We start from the raw sequence: 14,634 nt of genomic DNA, 5'->3' as shown, positions 1-14,634 counted from the left end.
CTCCCGCGTGTCCGGTGCTCACGCGCCGGTCGAGAGCGCCACTGACGAGGAGATTACGGCGCGATGCCGAAGAACAAGACGCACAGCGGTTCCAAGAAGCGCTTCAAGATCACCGGCTCCGGCAAGGTGCTCCGTGAGCGCGCCGGCAAGCGCCACCTGCTGGAGCACAAGCCGTCCACGCTGACGCGTCGCCTCACCGGCAACGCGGAGATGGCCCCCGGCGACGCCAAGAAGATCAAGAAGCTTCTCGGCAAGTGACGTCGCCTCCCGCCTCCGGGCGGCCCCGCACCGGCGGGGCCCGCTGACGGGGCAGGGAAGCCGACGCCGGGACCGGGAGACCAAATTCGTATTCGGGCCGTGCCGCTGCACGTACGGCCCCGCTACAAGGAGTTAACAAGTGGCACGCGTCAAGCGGGCAGTCAACGCCCACAAGAAGCGCCGGGCGATCCTGGAGCAGGCCAGCGGTTACCGCGGTCAGCGTTCGCGCCTGTACCGCAAGGCCAAGGAGCAGGTCACCCACTCCCTGGTCTACAACTACAACGACCGGAAGAAGCGCAAGGGCGACTTCCGTCAGCTGTGGATCCAGCGCATCAACGCCGCCGCCCGTCAGAACGGTATGACCTACAACCGTCTGATCCAGGGTCTGAAGGCCGCCAACATCGAGGTGGACCGCAAGATCCTGGCGGAGCTGGCCGTCAACGACGCCAACGCGTTCGCCGCGCTGGTCGAGGTCGCGCAGAAGGCGCTCCCCGCCGATGTGAACGCGCCGAAGGCCGCCGCCTGATCGCCGCGTGATCGTCCCGCCGCCGCGGAGCGCGCTCCGCTGGTGGGACAACCCGCGTTCCGGACCCGCAGGCCCCTGTGGCCTGCGGGTCCGTCTGCATCCGCCGCCCGGACACCCGCCCGGACACCCCTGTCCCGGCATCCCGTCCGGCGCCCGGGTGTGCCCCTCCGCCCGTCCGCCACGCCGTCCGTGTCTGTCCTTGCGCGCGGCGCCCCTCCCGGAAGTGAGTCCATGGCCGCCCCCGAGTTGATCTCCCCGCGCTCCCCGCGCGTCGGCGCCGCCCGGCGGCTGGCGAGGCGGAATTTCCGCGGCAAGGAGCGGCTGTTCCTGGCCGAGGGACCGCAGGCGGTACGGGAGGCCACCGGCCACCGGACACCGGCCGGGGAGCACACGCTCACCGAGCTGTTCGCCACCCCCGAGGCCGCCGAGCGGTACCCGGACATCGTGGACGCGGCCCGGACCGCCGGGATCGGGTTCCACCTCGCCGACGAGATGGTGATCGCGGACATCTCCACCACCGTTACCCCGCAGGGGCTCGTCGGCGTCTGCCGGTTCGTCGACTCCCCGTTCGAGGACATCGTCGCCGCCCGGCCCCGGCTGGTCGCCGTACTCGCCCATGTCCGCGACCCGGGGAACGCGGGCACCGTGCTGCGCTGCGCGGACGCCGCCGGAGCCGATGCCGTCGTCCTCACCGACGCCTCCGTCGACCTCTACAACCCCAAGGCCGTCCGGGCCTCCGTCGGCTCCCACTTCCATCTCCCGGTCGCCGTGGGCGTCCCGGTGGAGCGCGCCGTACAGGAGCTGCGGGGCGCCGGAGTGCGCGTGGTGGCGGCCGACGGCGCCGGAGCCGACCTCGACGCCGAACTGGACGCCGGAACCATGGGCGGCCCCACCGCCTGGGTCTTCGGCAACGAGGCCTGGGGGCTGCCCGAGGAGACCAGGGCGCTCGCGGACGCCGTGATCCGGGTCCCGATCCACGGAAAGGCGGAGAGCCTGAACCTGGCGACCGCCGCGGCCGTATGTCTCTACGCCTCGGCGCGCGCTCAGCGCACCGGAGGATGAGTACGGCCCGGGGCGCGCCGCACCAGCGGACGGCGCATCCGGGGGGCAGGGCGGAACCGACAGGTGGTACAGGGGGCGCACTCGCGCACGAGGTCCGGACCGTCTCCTTGAGCTAGTAGGGTGACGGGCTCGGGGAGCCCACTGCGGCGGCGGAGAGGTGGGGGCACGGGTATGGCGGTCGGCACGAGCAGGCTCGCGGAGACGCACGGCGCCTATCCGCGCGCGTCCACCGATCCCGAGGCACTGATGATCGACCCCGACGACCTCCCCGACGGCCTCGTCGTCGCCGACGAGAACGGCCGGGTGATCTGCTTCAACGCCGCGGCCGTCCGGATCACCGCCACCGCCCGCGCCGACGCCGTCGGACTGCCCCTGGAACGCGCCCTGCCGCTGGAGGACCTCAAGGGCCGCCGCTGGTGGGCGCTGACCGACCCGTACGGCGGGCTCGCCACCCGGGTCGGCCAGCCCGAGCGCAATCTGCTCCTCCCCGGCGGACGCGAGGTCCTCGTCTCCGCCCGGTACGTCCGCGAACACCCCACGGGACCGCTGCGCCGCCTCGTCGTCAGCCTCCGCGGCACCGAGGCCCGCCGGCGTACCGAACGCAGCCACGCCGAGCTGATCGCCACCGTCGCCCATGAGCTGCGCTCCCCGCTGACCTCGGTGAAGGGCTTCACCGCCACCCTGCTCGCCAAATGGGAGCGGTTCACCGACGACCAGAAGCGGCTGATGCTGGAGACCGTCGACGCCGACGCCAACCGCGTCACCCGGCTGATCGCCGAACTCCTCGACATCTCCCGGATCGACTCCGGACGGCTGGAGGTCCGCCGCCAGCCCGTGGACATCGCCGCCGCCGTCACCCGCCATGTCCAGGCCCATATAGCCAGCGGCCGCAGCCCCGACCGGTTCGTGGTCCGGATCCACCCGGGCCTGCCCGCGCTCTGGGCCGACCCCGACAAGGTCGATCAGGTGCTCGGCAATCTGCTGGAAAACGCGGTGCGCCACGGCGAGGGAACCGTCACCATTGACGTGGCGCCGACCGCGGCGCCCCGCGACGACGAGGAAGGCACGGCCGTCACCGTGAGCGACCAGGGCCCCGGCATTCCCGAGGAGTCGATGGCCCGGGTCTTCACCCGCTTCTGGCGGGGCAGCAAACGCGGCGGCACCGGCCTCGGCCTCTATATCGTCAAAGGCATCGTCGAGGCGCACAGCGGCACGATCACCGTCGGCCGGGGACCGGCCGGCGGCGCCGAGTTCCGATTTACCCTGCCCGTCGGTCTGCCCGCTCATCTGAGCTGAGCCGCCCGCGGGCCCTTCCAGACCGCCCGGTCCACCGGGCCCCGGGACGCCCCCCGGAAACGCGCCGCCGCCCGCGCAACCCCGACCCCTTAGACTCGGACTTTGGCACCTTTGCGTCCTTCGTCTGCGTCCGTCGTCGCCGAGCGGGGCCGCGCCCACCCAGCCAACCGGAAACACGGGAAGAGATGTCGGCACCCAACAAGTCGTACGACCCTGTCGAGGTCGAGGCACTGAAACCGGAAGAAGTCGAGCGCATGCGGGACGAGGCGGTCGCCGCCTTCGCCGCTGCGGGCGACCTCGAAGCGCTCGCCCAGGCGAAGATCGCGCACACCGGTGGCACCTCGCCCCTCGCCCTCGCGAACCGTGAGATCGGCGCGCTGCCCCCGCAGGCCAAGGCCGAGGCGGGCAAGCGGGTCGGCCAGGCGCGCGGCGCCGTGAACCAGGCGCTCGCCGCCCGCCAGGCCGCACTGGAGGCCGAGCGCGACGCCCGGGTGCTGGTCGAGGAGGCGGTGGACGTCACCCTGCCCTACGACCGGGTCCCGGCGGGTGCCCGCCACCCCATCACCACGCTCTCGGAGCGTATCGAGGACATCTTCGTCGCCATGGGCTACGAGGTCGCCGAAGGCCCCGAGGCCGAGGCCGAGTGGTTCAACTTCGACGCCCTGAACATCGGCCCCGACCACCCCGCCCGCGGCGAGGCCGACACCTTCTTCGTGACCGGTTCCGCCGAGGGGGAGGCCTCCGGGATCGTCCTGCGCACCCACACCTCCCCGGTCCAGATCCGCTCCCTGCTCGGCCGCGAGCTGCCCGTGTACGTGATCTGTCCGGGCCGCGTCTACCGCACCGACGAACTGGACGCCACCCACACCCCCGTCTTCCACCAGGTCGAACTGCTGGCCATCGACGAGGGCCTGACCATGGCCGACCTCAAGGGCACCCTGGACCACATGGTCCAGGAGCTGTTCGGCGGCGAGGGTATGAAGACCCGGCTGCGGCCGAACTTCTTCCCCTTCACCGAGCCGTCCGCCGAGATGGACATGGTCTGCTACGTCTGCCGCGGCGAGTCCGTCGGCAACCCCGACCGGCCCTGCCGCACCTGCTCCAGCGAAGGCTGGATCGAACTGGGCGGCTGCGGGATGGTCAACCCCAAGGTGCTCGTCGCCTGCGGTGTCGACCCCGAGAAGTACAGCGGATTCGCCTTCGGGTTCGGCATCGAACGGATGCTGATGTTCCGCCACAACGTCGAAGACATGCGAGACATGGTCGAGGGTGACATCCGGTTCACCCGGCCCTTCGGGATGGAGATCTGATGCGGGCCCCGCTTTCCTGGCTGCGGGAGTACGTCGACCTGCCGCCGGCCGAGACCGGCCGTGACGTACAGCAGAAGCTGATCGCGGCGGGTCTGGAGGTCGAGTCCGTCGAGCAGCTCGGCGCCGGACTCACCGGCCCCCTCGTCGTCGGCCGGGTGCTGTCGATCGAAGAGCTGACCGAGTTCAAGAAGCCCATCCGGCACTGCATGGTCGACGTCGGACAGGCCAACGGGACGGGCGAGCCGCAGGAGATCGTCTGCGGCGCCCGCAACTTCGCCGTCGGCGACAAGGTCGTCGTGGTCCTCCCCGGCGCCGAGCTGCCCGGCGGCTTCAAGATCGCCGAGCGGAAGACGTACGGCCGGATGTCCCGCGGCATGATCTGCTCCGCCGCCGAACTGGGCATGGGTGACGACGGCACCGACGGCATCATCGTGCTCCCGCCGGAGCACGAGGCCGGCACCGACGCGATCGCCCTCCTGGAGCTGCGCGACGAGGTCCTCGACATCGCCGTCACCCCCGACCGCGGCTACGCCCTGTCGCTGCGCGGTATCGCCCGCGAGGCGGCCACCGCGTACGGGCTGCCGCTGCGCGATCCGGCACTCCTCGACGTCCCCGGGCCCAACGCCCACGGCTACCCGGTCCAGGTCGCCGACCCGGTCGGCTGCGACCGCTTCACCGCGCGCACCGTCACCGGCGTCGACCCCGAGGCGCGCTCCCCGATCTGGCTCCGCCGCCGCCTCCAGAAGGCCGGTATGCGGCCGATCTCGCTGGCCGTCGACATCACCAACTACGTGATGCTGGAGCTGGGCCAGCCGCTGCACGCCTACGACCGCTCCCGGATCGACGGCCCGATCGGGGTGCGCCGCGCAGAGCCCGGTGAGAAGCTCACCACCCTCGACGGCACCCGCCGCGTCCTCGACGCCGAGGACCTCGTCATCACCGACGGCCGCGGCCCGATCGGGCTCGCGGGCGTGATGGGCGGCGCGCACACCGAGATCGCCGACGCGGTCGTCGACCCCGAGACCGGGCAGACCACCGGCACCACCGACATCGTCGTCGAAGCCGCCCACTTCGACCCGGTCGCCATTGCCAGGACCGCCCGCCGCCACAAGCTGTCCTCGGAGGCCTCCCGGCGCTTCGAGCGCGGTGTCGACCCGCTCGCCGCGGCCGCCGCAGCCCAGCGGACCGTCGATCTGCTGGTCCTCCTGGCCGGCGGCACCGCCGAACCCGGCGTCACCGAGGCCATCACGCCCTCCGCGCCCCGCACGGTCACCATGCGCGCCGACCACCCCGACCGGGTCGCCGGTGTCGGCTACGGCCGGGAGACCGTCGTCCGCCGCCTCCAGGAGGTCGGCTGCGACGTCTACGGGCAGGACGAGCTGATCGTCACCGTCCCGTCGTGGCGCCCCGACCTCACCGCGCCCAACGACCTCGCGGAGGAGGTCATGCGGCTGGAGGGGTACGAGAACCTGCCCGCCACGCTGCCCCGGCCGTCCTCCGGCCGGGGGCTGACCGCCCGCCAGCGGCTGCACCGCCGCGTCGGCCGGGCGCTCGCCGGGGCGGGCTACACCGAGGCCCCGAACTACCCCTTCATCGGCACCCAGGTCTTCGACAAGCTGGACCTGGCCGCCGACGATCCGGCCCGCCGCGTCGTCACGCTGGCCAACCCGCTCTCCGACGAGGAGCCCGCGCTCCGCACCACCCTGCTGCCCGGACTCCTCGGAGCCCTCCGCCGCAACGACGGCCGCGGCAGCCACGACCTGGCCCTCTTCGAGACCGGTCTGGTCTTCCACCCCGCCGCCGAGCCCCGGCGGACCGACGCCCTCCCCGTCGACCGGCGCCCCACGGACGCCGAGCTGGCGGGCCTGGACGCGGCCCTGCCCGAGCAGCCCCGGCACGCGGCGGTGGTCCTCGCCGGAGCCCGGGAACAGGCCGGCTGGTGGGGCAAGGGACACCCGGGGGACTGGGCGGACGCCGTCGAGGCCGCCCGTACCGTCGCCCGTGAGGCCGGTGCCGAACTCGCCGTCGAGCAGGCGCAGTACGGCCCCTGGCACCCCGGCCGCTGCGCCGAGCTGTTCGTCGTCGTCGACGGGGTGAAGACCTCCGCGGGCCACGCGGGCGAACTGCACCCGCGCGTGGTGAAGGCCTTCGGGGTGCCCGCCCGTACCTGCGCCATGGAGATCGACCTGGACCTGGTGCAGCGGGCGGGCGAGGGCGCGGTCACCGCACCGCGGATCTCCTCGTTCCCGGTGGCCACCCAGGATGTCGCCCTGGTCGTCGACGCGGACGTCCCCGCCGCCTTCGTCGAGCACGCGCTCGCCGCGGGCGCCGGTGAGCTGCTGGAGTCCATCCGGCTGTTCGACGTCTTCACCGGGGAGCAGCTGGGCGAGGGCAAGAAGTCGCTGGCGTACGCGCTGCGCTTCCGCGCCCCCGACCGGACGCTGACGGTCGAGGAGGCCACGGCGGCCCGGGACGCGGCGGTCGCCGCCGCGGCCACTGCCGCGGGCGCGGCCCTCCGCGGCGTCTGACACCCCGCCGCCACCGCAACCCGCGGCCCCCGGAACCGGCAACGGCTCCGGGGGCCGCGGCCGTTCCGCGCGACGGGATACGTTCCCGGGCCGGGCCCCGCGGCGCGCCGCACTGCCGTGGGAAGCCTTGCGCGAGCGCCGGACCACCGCGGTCCGCTTCGGCAGGCAGGGCCGACGCTCAGCCACCCGTCGGTGCGGTGTCGCACGGACCGCCGGCCGGAGCCGTACCGCCGTGCCTTACGACGGCGCCGGCACCGCCCACCGGGAGGCGGGGACCGGCGGTACAGCCGGGCCGGGGCCTTGCCCCTCCGCCGCCGAGCCGCTGGGGCGGACACCGCAACTGCCCTGTGCAGGAGGTCCGCACGGCACCGTCCGGATTCGATCCGGGGTCCGTCCCGCGGTGCGCCGGACGCCCGTACCGCAGGGGTGCTCCCGGGCCGTGGGGCGTCGTCCCTTGGCCGTACGGGGGCGCCCTGTGCAGCCGCCGTACCGCTGTGGTCCGTTCCGGGGCGGGGGGGCGTGGTGCCGTGGCCGTACGCAGGTGGCTTGTGCAGTCGTCGTACCGGAGCACACCGGGTCCCCGCGCCGTGACCGTGCACCGCCGTCGGCGCCCGCCGGGCGCGGGCCCCGCGGGGCCCTGAGCCGGAGCCCGTCCACGGCCCCCGGCGGCCCCCGTACCCCGTTCGTGGCCGGATGCTGCCGTACCGGGCCCGGCCCGGCAGCAGATTCACCGTCGGTCCCGGCGGGAGCCCCCGGCAGCCGCTGGCCGACGTCCACGGCGGCCTTCCTGGGCCCCGTGCCCGGGATATCGCGCTCGGTGAGGATGCCGGGGCCCTCGGCGCCGCCGTCGAGGACGACGGCGGCGCCGGCCCGGCGGGCGGCCATCACCGTTCCTGGCCGATGCGGTCGGGCCCGGTCCGGCCCGGGAGCAGGCTCGCCGCCCGGCTCCGGCGGGAGGCCCCGGGTGCCGTGCCCGTGGTCGCACCGGGAAGGGGCCGGGCGGTCACGGTTGACGTCCGCGGCGGTCGCCCCGACCCGCCCCCGCACCGCGAGGACTCCCCGCCGCGCACCGCCCGGTCCGGCGCGTCCGGCACCAACGCCCCACCTCCGCACGTTATATGACATGGTGTCAGCCATCGGCGGCCCGGCGGGGTGAGCGGATCGCCGCCCACCGCGTCCGGTCCGTCCGGTCTGTCGGTGTGCTCACTCATTCGAGTGAGAACGGGGCAGGTTGTTCCCTTCCTCCCCGTACGGTCGACACAATCGACCCGGCCGCAGACCGTGCCCGTCCAGCCCCGGCCGCCCCTCCAGGGGCGGCCGGTACCGCTGTCCGGGCGAGCGCGCGGGGCGGCCGGAGCGCCGGGCAGGGGCCTATGAGGGGACCATCGGCATGATCCGTAGCACTTCCGCACGTCCCCGTCCGGGCCCGCCCCGGGCCGGACGGCCACGCGCCCACGGTCCGGCAGCGGCCCGTGCCCGGCCCGGCGCGATCCGGCCGCTGCGCAGACTGCTCCCGTTCGGTCTGCCCGTGGCCTGCGCCGCCGCCGCGCTCGTCGGACGGGTGGTGGTGCCCCACGACCACCCCGAGAGCCTCGCCGAGCGGATCGTCGCGGCGCTGGTCCTCCTCACGGTCGGCACCGGAGTCGTCATCGGCGCCCGCTGCCGCCTCCGCCGCGAACTGCGCCGGGCGCGCGCCGTGGCACACGCCACCCAGAGCGTTCTGCTGCGCCCGCCCCCCGCCCGGCTCGAAGGCCTCTCCCTCGCCGCGGTGCAGCTCTCCGCGAGCCGGGGCGCGATCGTCGGCGGCGATCTGTACGAGGCCGTGGCCACGCCCTACGGGGTGCGTGCCGTGATCGGGGACGTACGCGGCCACGGGCTGCCCGCGATAGGGGCCGTCGCGGCGGTCCTCGGCAGTTTCCGGGAGGCCGCGCACGACGAACCCGAACTCGGCGGCCTGCTGCGGCGGCTGGACCGCGCCGTCCAGCGCCATCTGCGCGAACGCGCCCGCGACGAGCATCCGGCGGCCTACGGCGGCGACCCGGAGAGCCCGTCGGCCGAGGAGTTCGTCACCCTGCTCCTGCTGGAGATCGACCAGGACTGCGGTGTACGGGCGCTGAACTGCGGCCACCCCTGGCCCTACCGGATCGGCCCCGGCGGCGCCCGGCCGCTCGCCGCCGCCGAACCCCTGCCCCCGCTCGGCCCGTTCCCCCTGCCCGCCGTACTCGACCCCTATCCCGCCGAGCCCCTGGGGCCGGGTGAGGATCTGCTCCTGCACACGGACGGGGTGGTGGAGGCGCGGGACGCCCGGGGCCGGTTCTTCGGCCTCCGTACCGCTCTGGAACGCATCGCGGCCGCCCCGCCCGTCCCACCCGCCGCCGTGATCGCCACGCTGAAGGCCGCACTGCTGCGGCACACCGGCGGCCGCCCCGGCGACGACGTCGCCCTGCTGCTGCTCCGGAACGACCGCCACGACCGCGCCGCGAGTGCGGGGAAGGAAGCGAGGGGGGACCGTACCGGCGAACCGGTGGGCACCCCGGCGGCAGAGCCGCCCGCGGTCGTACCGGCCGCACCGGCCCGGCGCTGATACCGGACACCGGCGCGGGCGCGGCCCCGGGTCCGTCCGCCGGACGGACCCGGTCGGCCGCACGCTGCGAAGGGAAGCCCTCCGAGGGCTGCCCGCGCGGCCTGCGCCGTCCGCCCTGCCGCGGAGTGTCGGGCAGATCAGCAGGGCAGACGGCGCGATCGGGGACCGCCGCACTGTACGAGGGGGAGCCGGCGGTCCGGCCGCCTCCTGGAGAGGCACCTCAGTCAAGCGGCTGCGGGCGGGCGGCGGCAGCGCACACGGGCCCCCGCCGCGGGCATTCCGTTCACACCCCGTGTGAACCGTCCGTCCACTACGCTGGGCGCACCGAGCCCCCGGAGCGCCTGCATGCAGCCGAACACCCTGCTCGACGCCCTCCTCGACGAGGCGGGCTTCTCCCACGCGGGCCTCGCCGCCCGGGTCAACCAGGCGGGCCGGGCCAGGGGACTCTCCCTGCGCTACGAGCACACCGCCGTCACCCGCTGGCTCAAGGGCCAGCGCCCGCGCGGCCAGGTACCCGATCTGATCTGCGAGGTCCTCGGCGCACGGCTGCACCGCTCGCTCGGTCTGGGCGATATCGGCCTCGGCGTGGACGGGGCCCAGCCCGCCCCGCCCGGCACCCCGCTCTCCGGTTTCGTGGACCGGGCCACCGCCCTGTGGCGCTCCGACGAACAGCAGCGCAGACATGTCATCGAGGCCCCCGCGGTCACCGGCACCCCGGCGGTGATGCCGGTCTGGGAGTGGGAGAACCCCCCGGAGGACGCGGACGTCTCCCGCTCCGGCGTCACCCGGGTCTCCATGGCCGACGTCACCATGCTGCGGGCCGCACGCGCCCACTACGAGCTGATGTACCGCAGGGCGGGCGGGGTGGCGACCCGTACCCGGATCGTCGGCTTCCTCAACGCCGAGACCGCGCCCCTGCTGCGCGGCTCCTACAACGACGCCCTCGGACGGCAGTTGCACCGGGCGACCGGCGGACTCGTCGCCGTCGCCGGGATCTGCGCCTACGACTCCGATGCGCACGGACTGGCCCAGCGCTACTTCCACCAGGCGCTGCGGCTCGCCAAGGCCAGCGGTGACCGGGGGCTCGGCGCCTATGTGATCGCCCTGCTGGTCAACCAGTCGCTGTTCCTCTCCGAGCACCGGCAGGCCGTCGCCTTCGCGGAGGCCGCCCTGCGCACGGCGGGCGGCCGGATCACCCCGGCGCTCTCCGCCGATCTGTACGCGATGCAGGCGAAGGCCTACGCCCATCTCGGCGACCACGCCTCGGCGCTGCGCTGCATCGGCCGGGCCGAAACGGAGGCCGAGCGGATCCACTTCGGGGACGAGCCCGACGAGACCGGCTATGTCCAGCCGGGCCTGGTCAATGTGCAGGCGGCGGAGGCGCTGCTCAGTCTGGGTGATCTGGCCGGGGCCAGGGAGCACGCCGCCGCCGCGGCCGGGACGCCCGCCCATGACCGGGGCCGGGTGCACCGGCTGGCGATGCTCTGCGAGATCGAACTCTGCCAGGGCGAGCCGGACCGGGCCGCGGCGACGGCCGTCGAGATGACGGAGCGGGCCCGGGGCATGGAGTCCCGGCGGCTGCGGGACCGGCTGCGGGGGGTCCGGGAGCATCTGCTGGCGAGCGGCAGCGCCGGCGCGCGGGAGGCGGCGGGGCTGATCGACGAGACGCTGCGGGTCCCGCTCTGAGACGGGCGGAGCGACCGGCGCCGGACCGCCGGTCGCGGTGGCCCCCGAGGGGCGTCCCGGTGGCTTGACCACAACGGTGGGCGATTCCACTGGACAAGATCGACTGCTGCGATGTTGCCACCTACGGCCCGAAAGGTGGCAGAACTGTGCAGTGGACGAACCTCAATGAGCAAACTGTGTATGAAAACCGCTGGTTCAGGGTGAATCTGGCGGATGTACGGCTGCCCGATGGCAGGCATCTGGACCACTTCCTCATCCGGCTCCGTGCCGTCGCCGTGGCGACGGCCGTCAACGAGGACAACGAGGTCCTCATGCTCTGGCGACACCGGTTCATCACCGACAGCTGGGGCTGGGAGCTGGCCGCGGGAGTGGTCGAGGACGGCGAGGAGATCGAGTCCGCGGCGGCCCGGGAGATGGAGGAGGAGACCGGCTGGCGGCCGGGCCCCCTCCGGCATCTGCTCACCGTCGAGCCGGCCAACGGCCTCATCGACGCCCGGCACCATCTGTACTGGGCGGAGGGCGCGACCTACATCGGCCACCCCGAGGACGACTTCGAGTCCTCGCGCCGTGAGTGGGTCCCGCTGAAGCTCATCCCCGAGCTGATCGCCCGGGGCCAGATCCCGGCCGCCAATATGGCGGCCGGGCTGCTGATGCTGCATCACATGCGGCTGGGCTGAGCCCCGGTGGCCGCCGGTGCCGGGACCGGCGGCGTCGCGGGTGACGGCGGGCGCGGACGTCCGTCACAGCGCACGGCGGGCCCGGCGGGCCCGTGAAGGACCGGACAGCGGGTGCAAGGCCCGTGGCAGAGCGGCGGGGCGTGCTCGTCCGTCCGGCCGGGGGCGGGCGGCAGGGCGCCCGGCCTCAGCCGTACACGCACTCGCGCCGCAGTCGCAGTCGCGGCCTCAGCTGTACGACCGCCGGCGTACGACCGGTTCCGTACGACTGCTCCCGTACGGCCGCCCGGGGGAGGGCCGCCGGTGCAGCACCGGTTCCGCCCGGCCGCCCGCGTAGGAGCCCCTCCGTACGAGTGCCGCGTATGGCCCCCTCCGTACGATCGCCCCCGCCGCACGGACACCGCCGCCCCTCAGCCGTACGGATAGAACCCCGAGCCCGTCTTACGGCCCAGCCGCCCCGCGTCCACCATCCGCTGGAGCAGTGGCGGCGCGGCGTACAGCGGCTCCTTGAACTCCGCGTACATCGAGTCGGCCACCGAGGCCACGGTGTCGAGACCGATGAGATCCGCCAGTTTCAGCGGCCCCATCGGATGGGCGCAGCCCAGCTCCATGCCGTTGTCGATGTCCTCACGGCCGGCGATCCCCGATTCGAACATCCGGATCGCGGAGAGCAGATACGGAATCAGCAGGGCGTTCACCACGAAGCCCGACCGGTCCTGCGCCCGGATCGGATGCTTGCCCAGCACCTGCTCCACCAGGGCCTGAGACCGCTTCACGGTCTCCTCGGACGTGGTCAGCGCCGGAATCAGCTCCACCAGCTTCTGCACCGGCGCCGGGTTGAAGAAATGGATACCGATGACCTGGTCGGGCCGGGAGGTCGCCACCGCCAGCCTCACCAGCGGAATGGAGGAGGTGTTGGAGGCCAGGATCGCGTCCGGGCGGGTCACCACCTGGTCGAGCACCTGGAAGATCTCCGTCTTCACCTGCTCGTTCTCCACGACCGCCTCGATGACCAGATCGCGGTCCGCGAACTCCCCGAGGTCGGTGGTGAAGCTCAGCCGTTCCAGCGCCGCGTCCCGCTCCTCCTCGGTGATCTTGCCTCGTTCGGCGGCTTTCGAGAGGGAGTTGACGAGCCGGGTGCGCCCCAGCTCCAGTGCCTCGCCCGTCGTCTCGGCGACCTTCACCTCCAGACCGCTGCGGGCGGCAACCTCGGCGATGCCCGCGCCCATCTGGCCACAGCCCACCACTCCGACGCGTGCAATGTCGGCCATTGAGTCCGTCACCTCGTGCCTTTCGCTGCTTCCGTGCGGGATTCCCCGTATGGTTCCGGCGCCCGCCTCGACTGTACGACGTTACTCCGGATTCACTTCGGGCACGATCACCAGAGCGGGGCGGGCCGGGTCCGGAAGAGAAAGGCAGCAGGGCGTATGGGACGTATCACCAGAAGAGGGTTCATGGCGGCGGCAGGGGTGATGGCGGGGCTGGCCACCGCGGGGGACGCGGCCGCGGTGCCGCACGGTGCCGTGGCCCCGGCCGCGGGCGGACGCGCCGCCGAATCCGCGGAGTTCCGCGGCATGTGGCTGGCGACCATCACCAACCGCGACTGGCCCTCCCGCTCCGGGCTGACGGCGGCCGAGCAGCGGGCGGAGCTGATCAGCCGGCTCGACACGGCCGTCGCCCGCCGGCTCAATGCCGTGGTCTTCCAGGTCCGGCCCGCAGCGGACGCGTTCTGGCCGTCCCCGTACGAACCCTGGTCGCAGTATCTGACCGGTGTCCAGGGCCGGGACCCGGGCTGGGACCCGCTCGGCACCGCCGTCACCGAGGCCCACCGGCGGGGCCTCGCCCTGCACGCCTGGTTCAACCCCTACCGGGTCGCCACCCACACCGACCCCGCCCGGCTCGCCGCCGGGCACCCCGCCAGGAGCAACCCGGACTGGGTGCTTCCGTACGGGGGGAAGCTCTATTACAACCCGGGTGTGCCCGAGGTCCGCGCCTTCGTCCAGAACGCCATGATCGACGCCGTACGCCGCTACGACATCGACGGCGTCCACTTCGACGACTACTTCTACCCCTACCCGGTGGCCGGACAGACCTTCGGCGACGACGCCGCCTTCGCCCGCTACGGCAGCGGCTTCGCCTCCAAGGCCGCCTGGCGGCGCGACAACATCGACCGGCTGGTGCGGGAGATGTCGGAACGCATCAAGGAGACCAGGGCCGGTGTCGCCTTCGGGATCAGCCCCTTCGCCGTCTGGCGCAACGCTTCCACCGATCCGCGCGGTTCCGACACCCGTGGCGGCATCCAGACGTACGACGATCTCCACGCCGACACCCGGACCTGGGTCAAGGAGGGGTGGATCGACTACGTCGTCCCGCAGATCTACTGGAACATCGGCTTCGCCGCGGCCGACTACGCCAAGCTCGTGCCCTGGTGGAACACGCTGGTCAAAGGCACCGGCGTGGACCTCTACATCGGCGAGGCCCTCTACAAGGCGGGCGATCCGGCGCAGGGCGCGCCCTGGCAGGATCCGGCCGAGCTGTCCCGGCATCTGACCCTGGCGGGGGAGTACGGGCAGGTGCGGGGCCACTGCTTCTTCTCGGCGAAGGAGGTCGGGGCCGACCGGATCGGGGCGATGGCGCGGGTGGTGGCGGACCACTACCCGAGCCGGGTGCCGGTGCCGTAGCGGCTGTCCGGACACGGGTGCGTACGACC

At 73.5% G+C, this 14,634-nt stretch carries 11 protein-coding genes; 10 read left to right on the top strand and 1 reads right to left on the bottom strand.

The window, feature by feature from the left end; translation table 11 throughout:
* The first annotated feature begins 63 nt into the window (after positions 1-63).
* The 9 genes from rpmI (at position 64) to ACIQ9E_RS13945 (ending at position 11,927) form a co-directional block, all read left to right on the top strand.
* A complete protein-coding gene (rpmI, locus tag ACIQ9E_RS13985; RefSeq protein ID WP_003959822.1) occupies positions 64-258 on the top strand; it encodes a 50S ribosomal protein L35 in 195 nt (64 codons plus the stop codon).
* Positions 259-397: 139 nt separating this feature from the next.
* Entirely contained in the window at positions 398-784 is a 387-nt protein-coding gene (gene rplT, locus ACIQ9E_RS13980) for a 50S ribosomal protein L20 (protein ID WP_006350245.1), read from the top strand.
* 231 nt (positions 785-1,015) lie between these two features.
* Entirely contained in the window at positions 1,016-1,846 is an 831-nt protein-coding gene (locus ACIQ9E_RS13975; protein WP_403706532.1) for a TrmH family RNA methyltransferase, read from the top strand.
* Between the two features lie 171 nt (positions 1,847-2,017).
* Positions 2,018-3,142 (top strand): ATP-binding protein, encoded by a 1,125-nt coding sequence (locus ACIQ9E_RS13970; protein ID WP_403706530.1) that lies wholly within the window; start codon positions 2,018-2,020, stop codon positions 3,140-3,142.
* A gap of 185 nt (positions 3,143-3,327) precedes the next feature.
* On the top strand, positions 3,328-4,452 hold the full coding sequence (pheS, locus tag ACIQ9E_RS13965; RefSeq protein ID WP_403706529.1) for a phenylalanine--tRNA ligase subunit alpha: 1,125 nt from the start codon (positions 3,328-3,330) through the stop codon (positions 4,450-4,452).
* The gene (gene pheT / locus ACIQ9E_RS13960) at positions 4,452-6,980 is read left to right on the top strand and encodes a phenylalanine--tRNA ligase subunit beta (protein WP_403706527.1); all 2,529 of its coding nucleotides are present in this window, start codon (positions 4,452-4,454) and stop codon (positions 6,978-6,980) included. Before pheS ends, pheT begins: the two co-directional genes overlap by 1 nt.
* A 1,390-nt stretch (positions 6,981-8,370) precedes the next feature.
* Positions 8,371-9,564 (top strand): PP2C family protein-serine/threonine phosphatase, encoded by a 1,194-nt coding sequence (locus ACIQ9E_RS13955; protein ID WP_403706525.1) that lies wholly within the window; start codon positions 8,371-8,373, stop codon positions 9,562-9,564.
* A gap of 345 nt (positions 9,565-9,909) precedes the next feature.
* Positions 9,910-11,250: a transcriptional regulator gene (locus ACIQ9E_RS13950; protein WP_403706523.1), complete on the top strand. Its 1,341-nt coding sequence runs from the start codon at positions 9,910-9,912 to the stop codon at positions 11,248-11,250.
* 146 nt (positions 11,251-11,396) lie between these two features.
* On the top strand, positions 11,397-11,927 hold the full coding sequence (locus ACIQ9E_RS13945; RefSeq protein ID WP_187144582.1) for an NUDIX hydrolase: 531 nt from the start codon (positions 11,397-11,399) through the stop codon (positions 11,925-11,927).
* Positions 11,928-12,334: 407 nt separating this feature from the next.
* Here the strand turns inward: ACIQ9E_RS13945 and ACIQ9E_RS13940 are convergent, their stop codons facing one another.
* Positions 12,335-13,195, bottom strand: coding sequence for a 3-hydroxybutyryl-CoA dehydrogenase (locus ACIQ9E_RS13940; RefSeq protein WP_403706521.1), 861 nt, complete (start codon positions 13,193-13,195; stop codon positions 12,335-12,337).
* 156 nt (positions 13,196-13,351) lie between these two features.
* Here ACIQ9E_RS13940 and ACIQ9E_RS13935 point away from each other — a divergent pair, with 156 nt between their 5' ends.
* Positions 13,352-14,605, top strand: a complete 1,254-nt coding sequence (locus ACIQ9E_RS13935; protein WP_403706519.1) for a glycoside hydrolase family 10 protein — start codon at positions 13,352-13,354, stop codon at positions 14,603-14,605.
* Positions 14,606-14,634 lie beyond the last annotated feature (29 nt).

It is taken from the genome of Streptomyces sp. NPDC094448 (assembly GCF_044763775.1).
Lineage (GTDB): Bacteria > Actinomycetota > Actinomycetes > Streptomycetales > Streptomycetaceae > Streptomyces.
The sequence above is the reverse complement of the archived record's forward strand: the minus strand, read 5'-3'. Positions and strand labels throughout refer to the sequence as shown.

What these genes read in the sequence shown, in the direction of transcription:
- rpmI (WP_003959822.1), top strand. Translation starts at nt 64, where the DNA reads ATGCCGAAGAACAAGACGCACAGCGGTTCCAAGAAGCGCTTCAAGATC.
- ACIQ9E_RS13950 (WP_403706523.1), top strand. Translation starts at nt 9,910, where the DNA reads ATGCAGCCGAACACCCTGCTCGACGCCCTCCTCGACGAGGCGGGCTTC.
- ACIQ9E_RS13940 (WP_403706521.1), bottom strand. Translation starts at nt 13,195, where the DNA reads ATGGCCGACATTGCACGCGTCGGAGTGGTGGGCTGTGGCCAGATGGGC.
- ACIQ9E_RS13970 (WP_403706530.1), top strand. Translation starts at nt 2,018, where the DNA reads ATGGCGGTCGGCACGAGCAGGCTCGCGGAGACGCACGGCGCCTATCCG.
- pheT (WP_403706527.1), top strand. Translation starts at nt 4,452, where the DNA reads ATGCGGGCCCCGCTTTCCTGGCTGCGGGAGTACGTCGACCTGCCGCCG.
- pheS (WP_403706529.1), top strand. Translation starts at nt 3,328, where the DNA reads ATGTCGGCACCCAACAAGTCGTACGACCCTGTCGAGGTCGAGGCACTG.
- ACIQ9E_RS13955 (WP_403706525.1), top strand. Translation starts at nt 8,371, where the DNA reads ATGATCCGTAGCACTTCCGCACGTCCCCGTCCGGGCCCGCCCCGGGCC.
- ACIQ9E_RS13975 (WP_403706532.1), top strand. Translation starts at nt 1,016, where the DNA reads ATGGCCGCCCCCGAGTTGATCTCCCCGCGCTCCCCGCGCGTCGGCGCC.
- ACIQ9E_RS13935 (WP_403706519.1), top strand. Translation starts at nt 13,352, where the DNA reads ATGGGACGTATCACCAGAAGAGGGTTCATGGCGGCGGCAGGGGTGATG.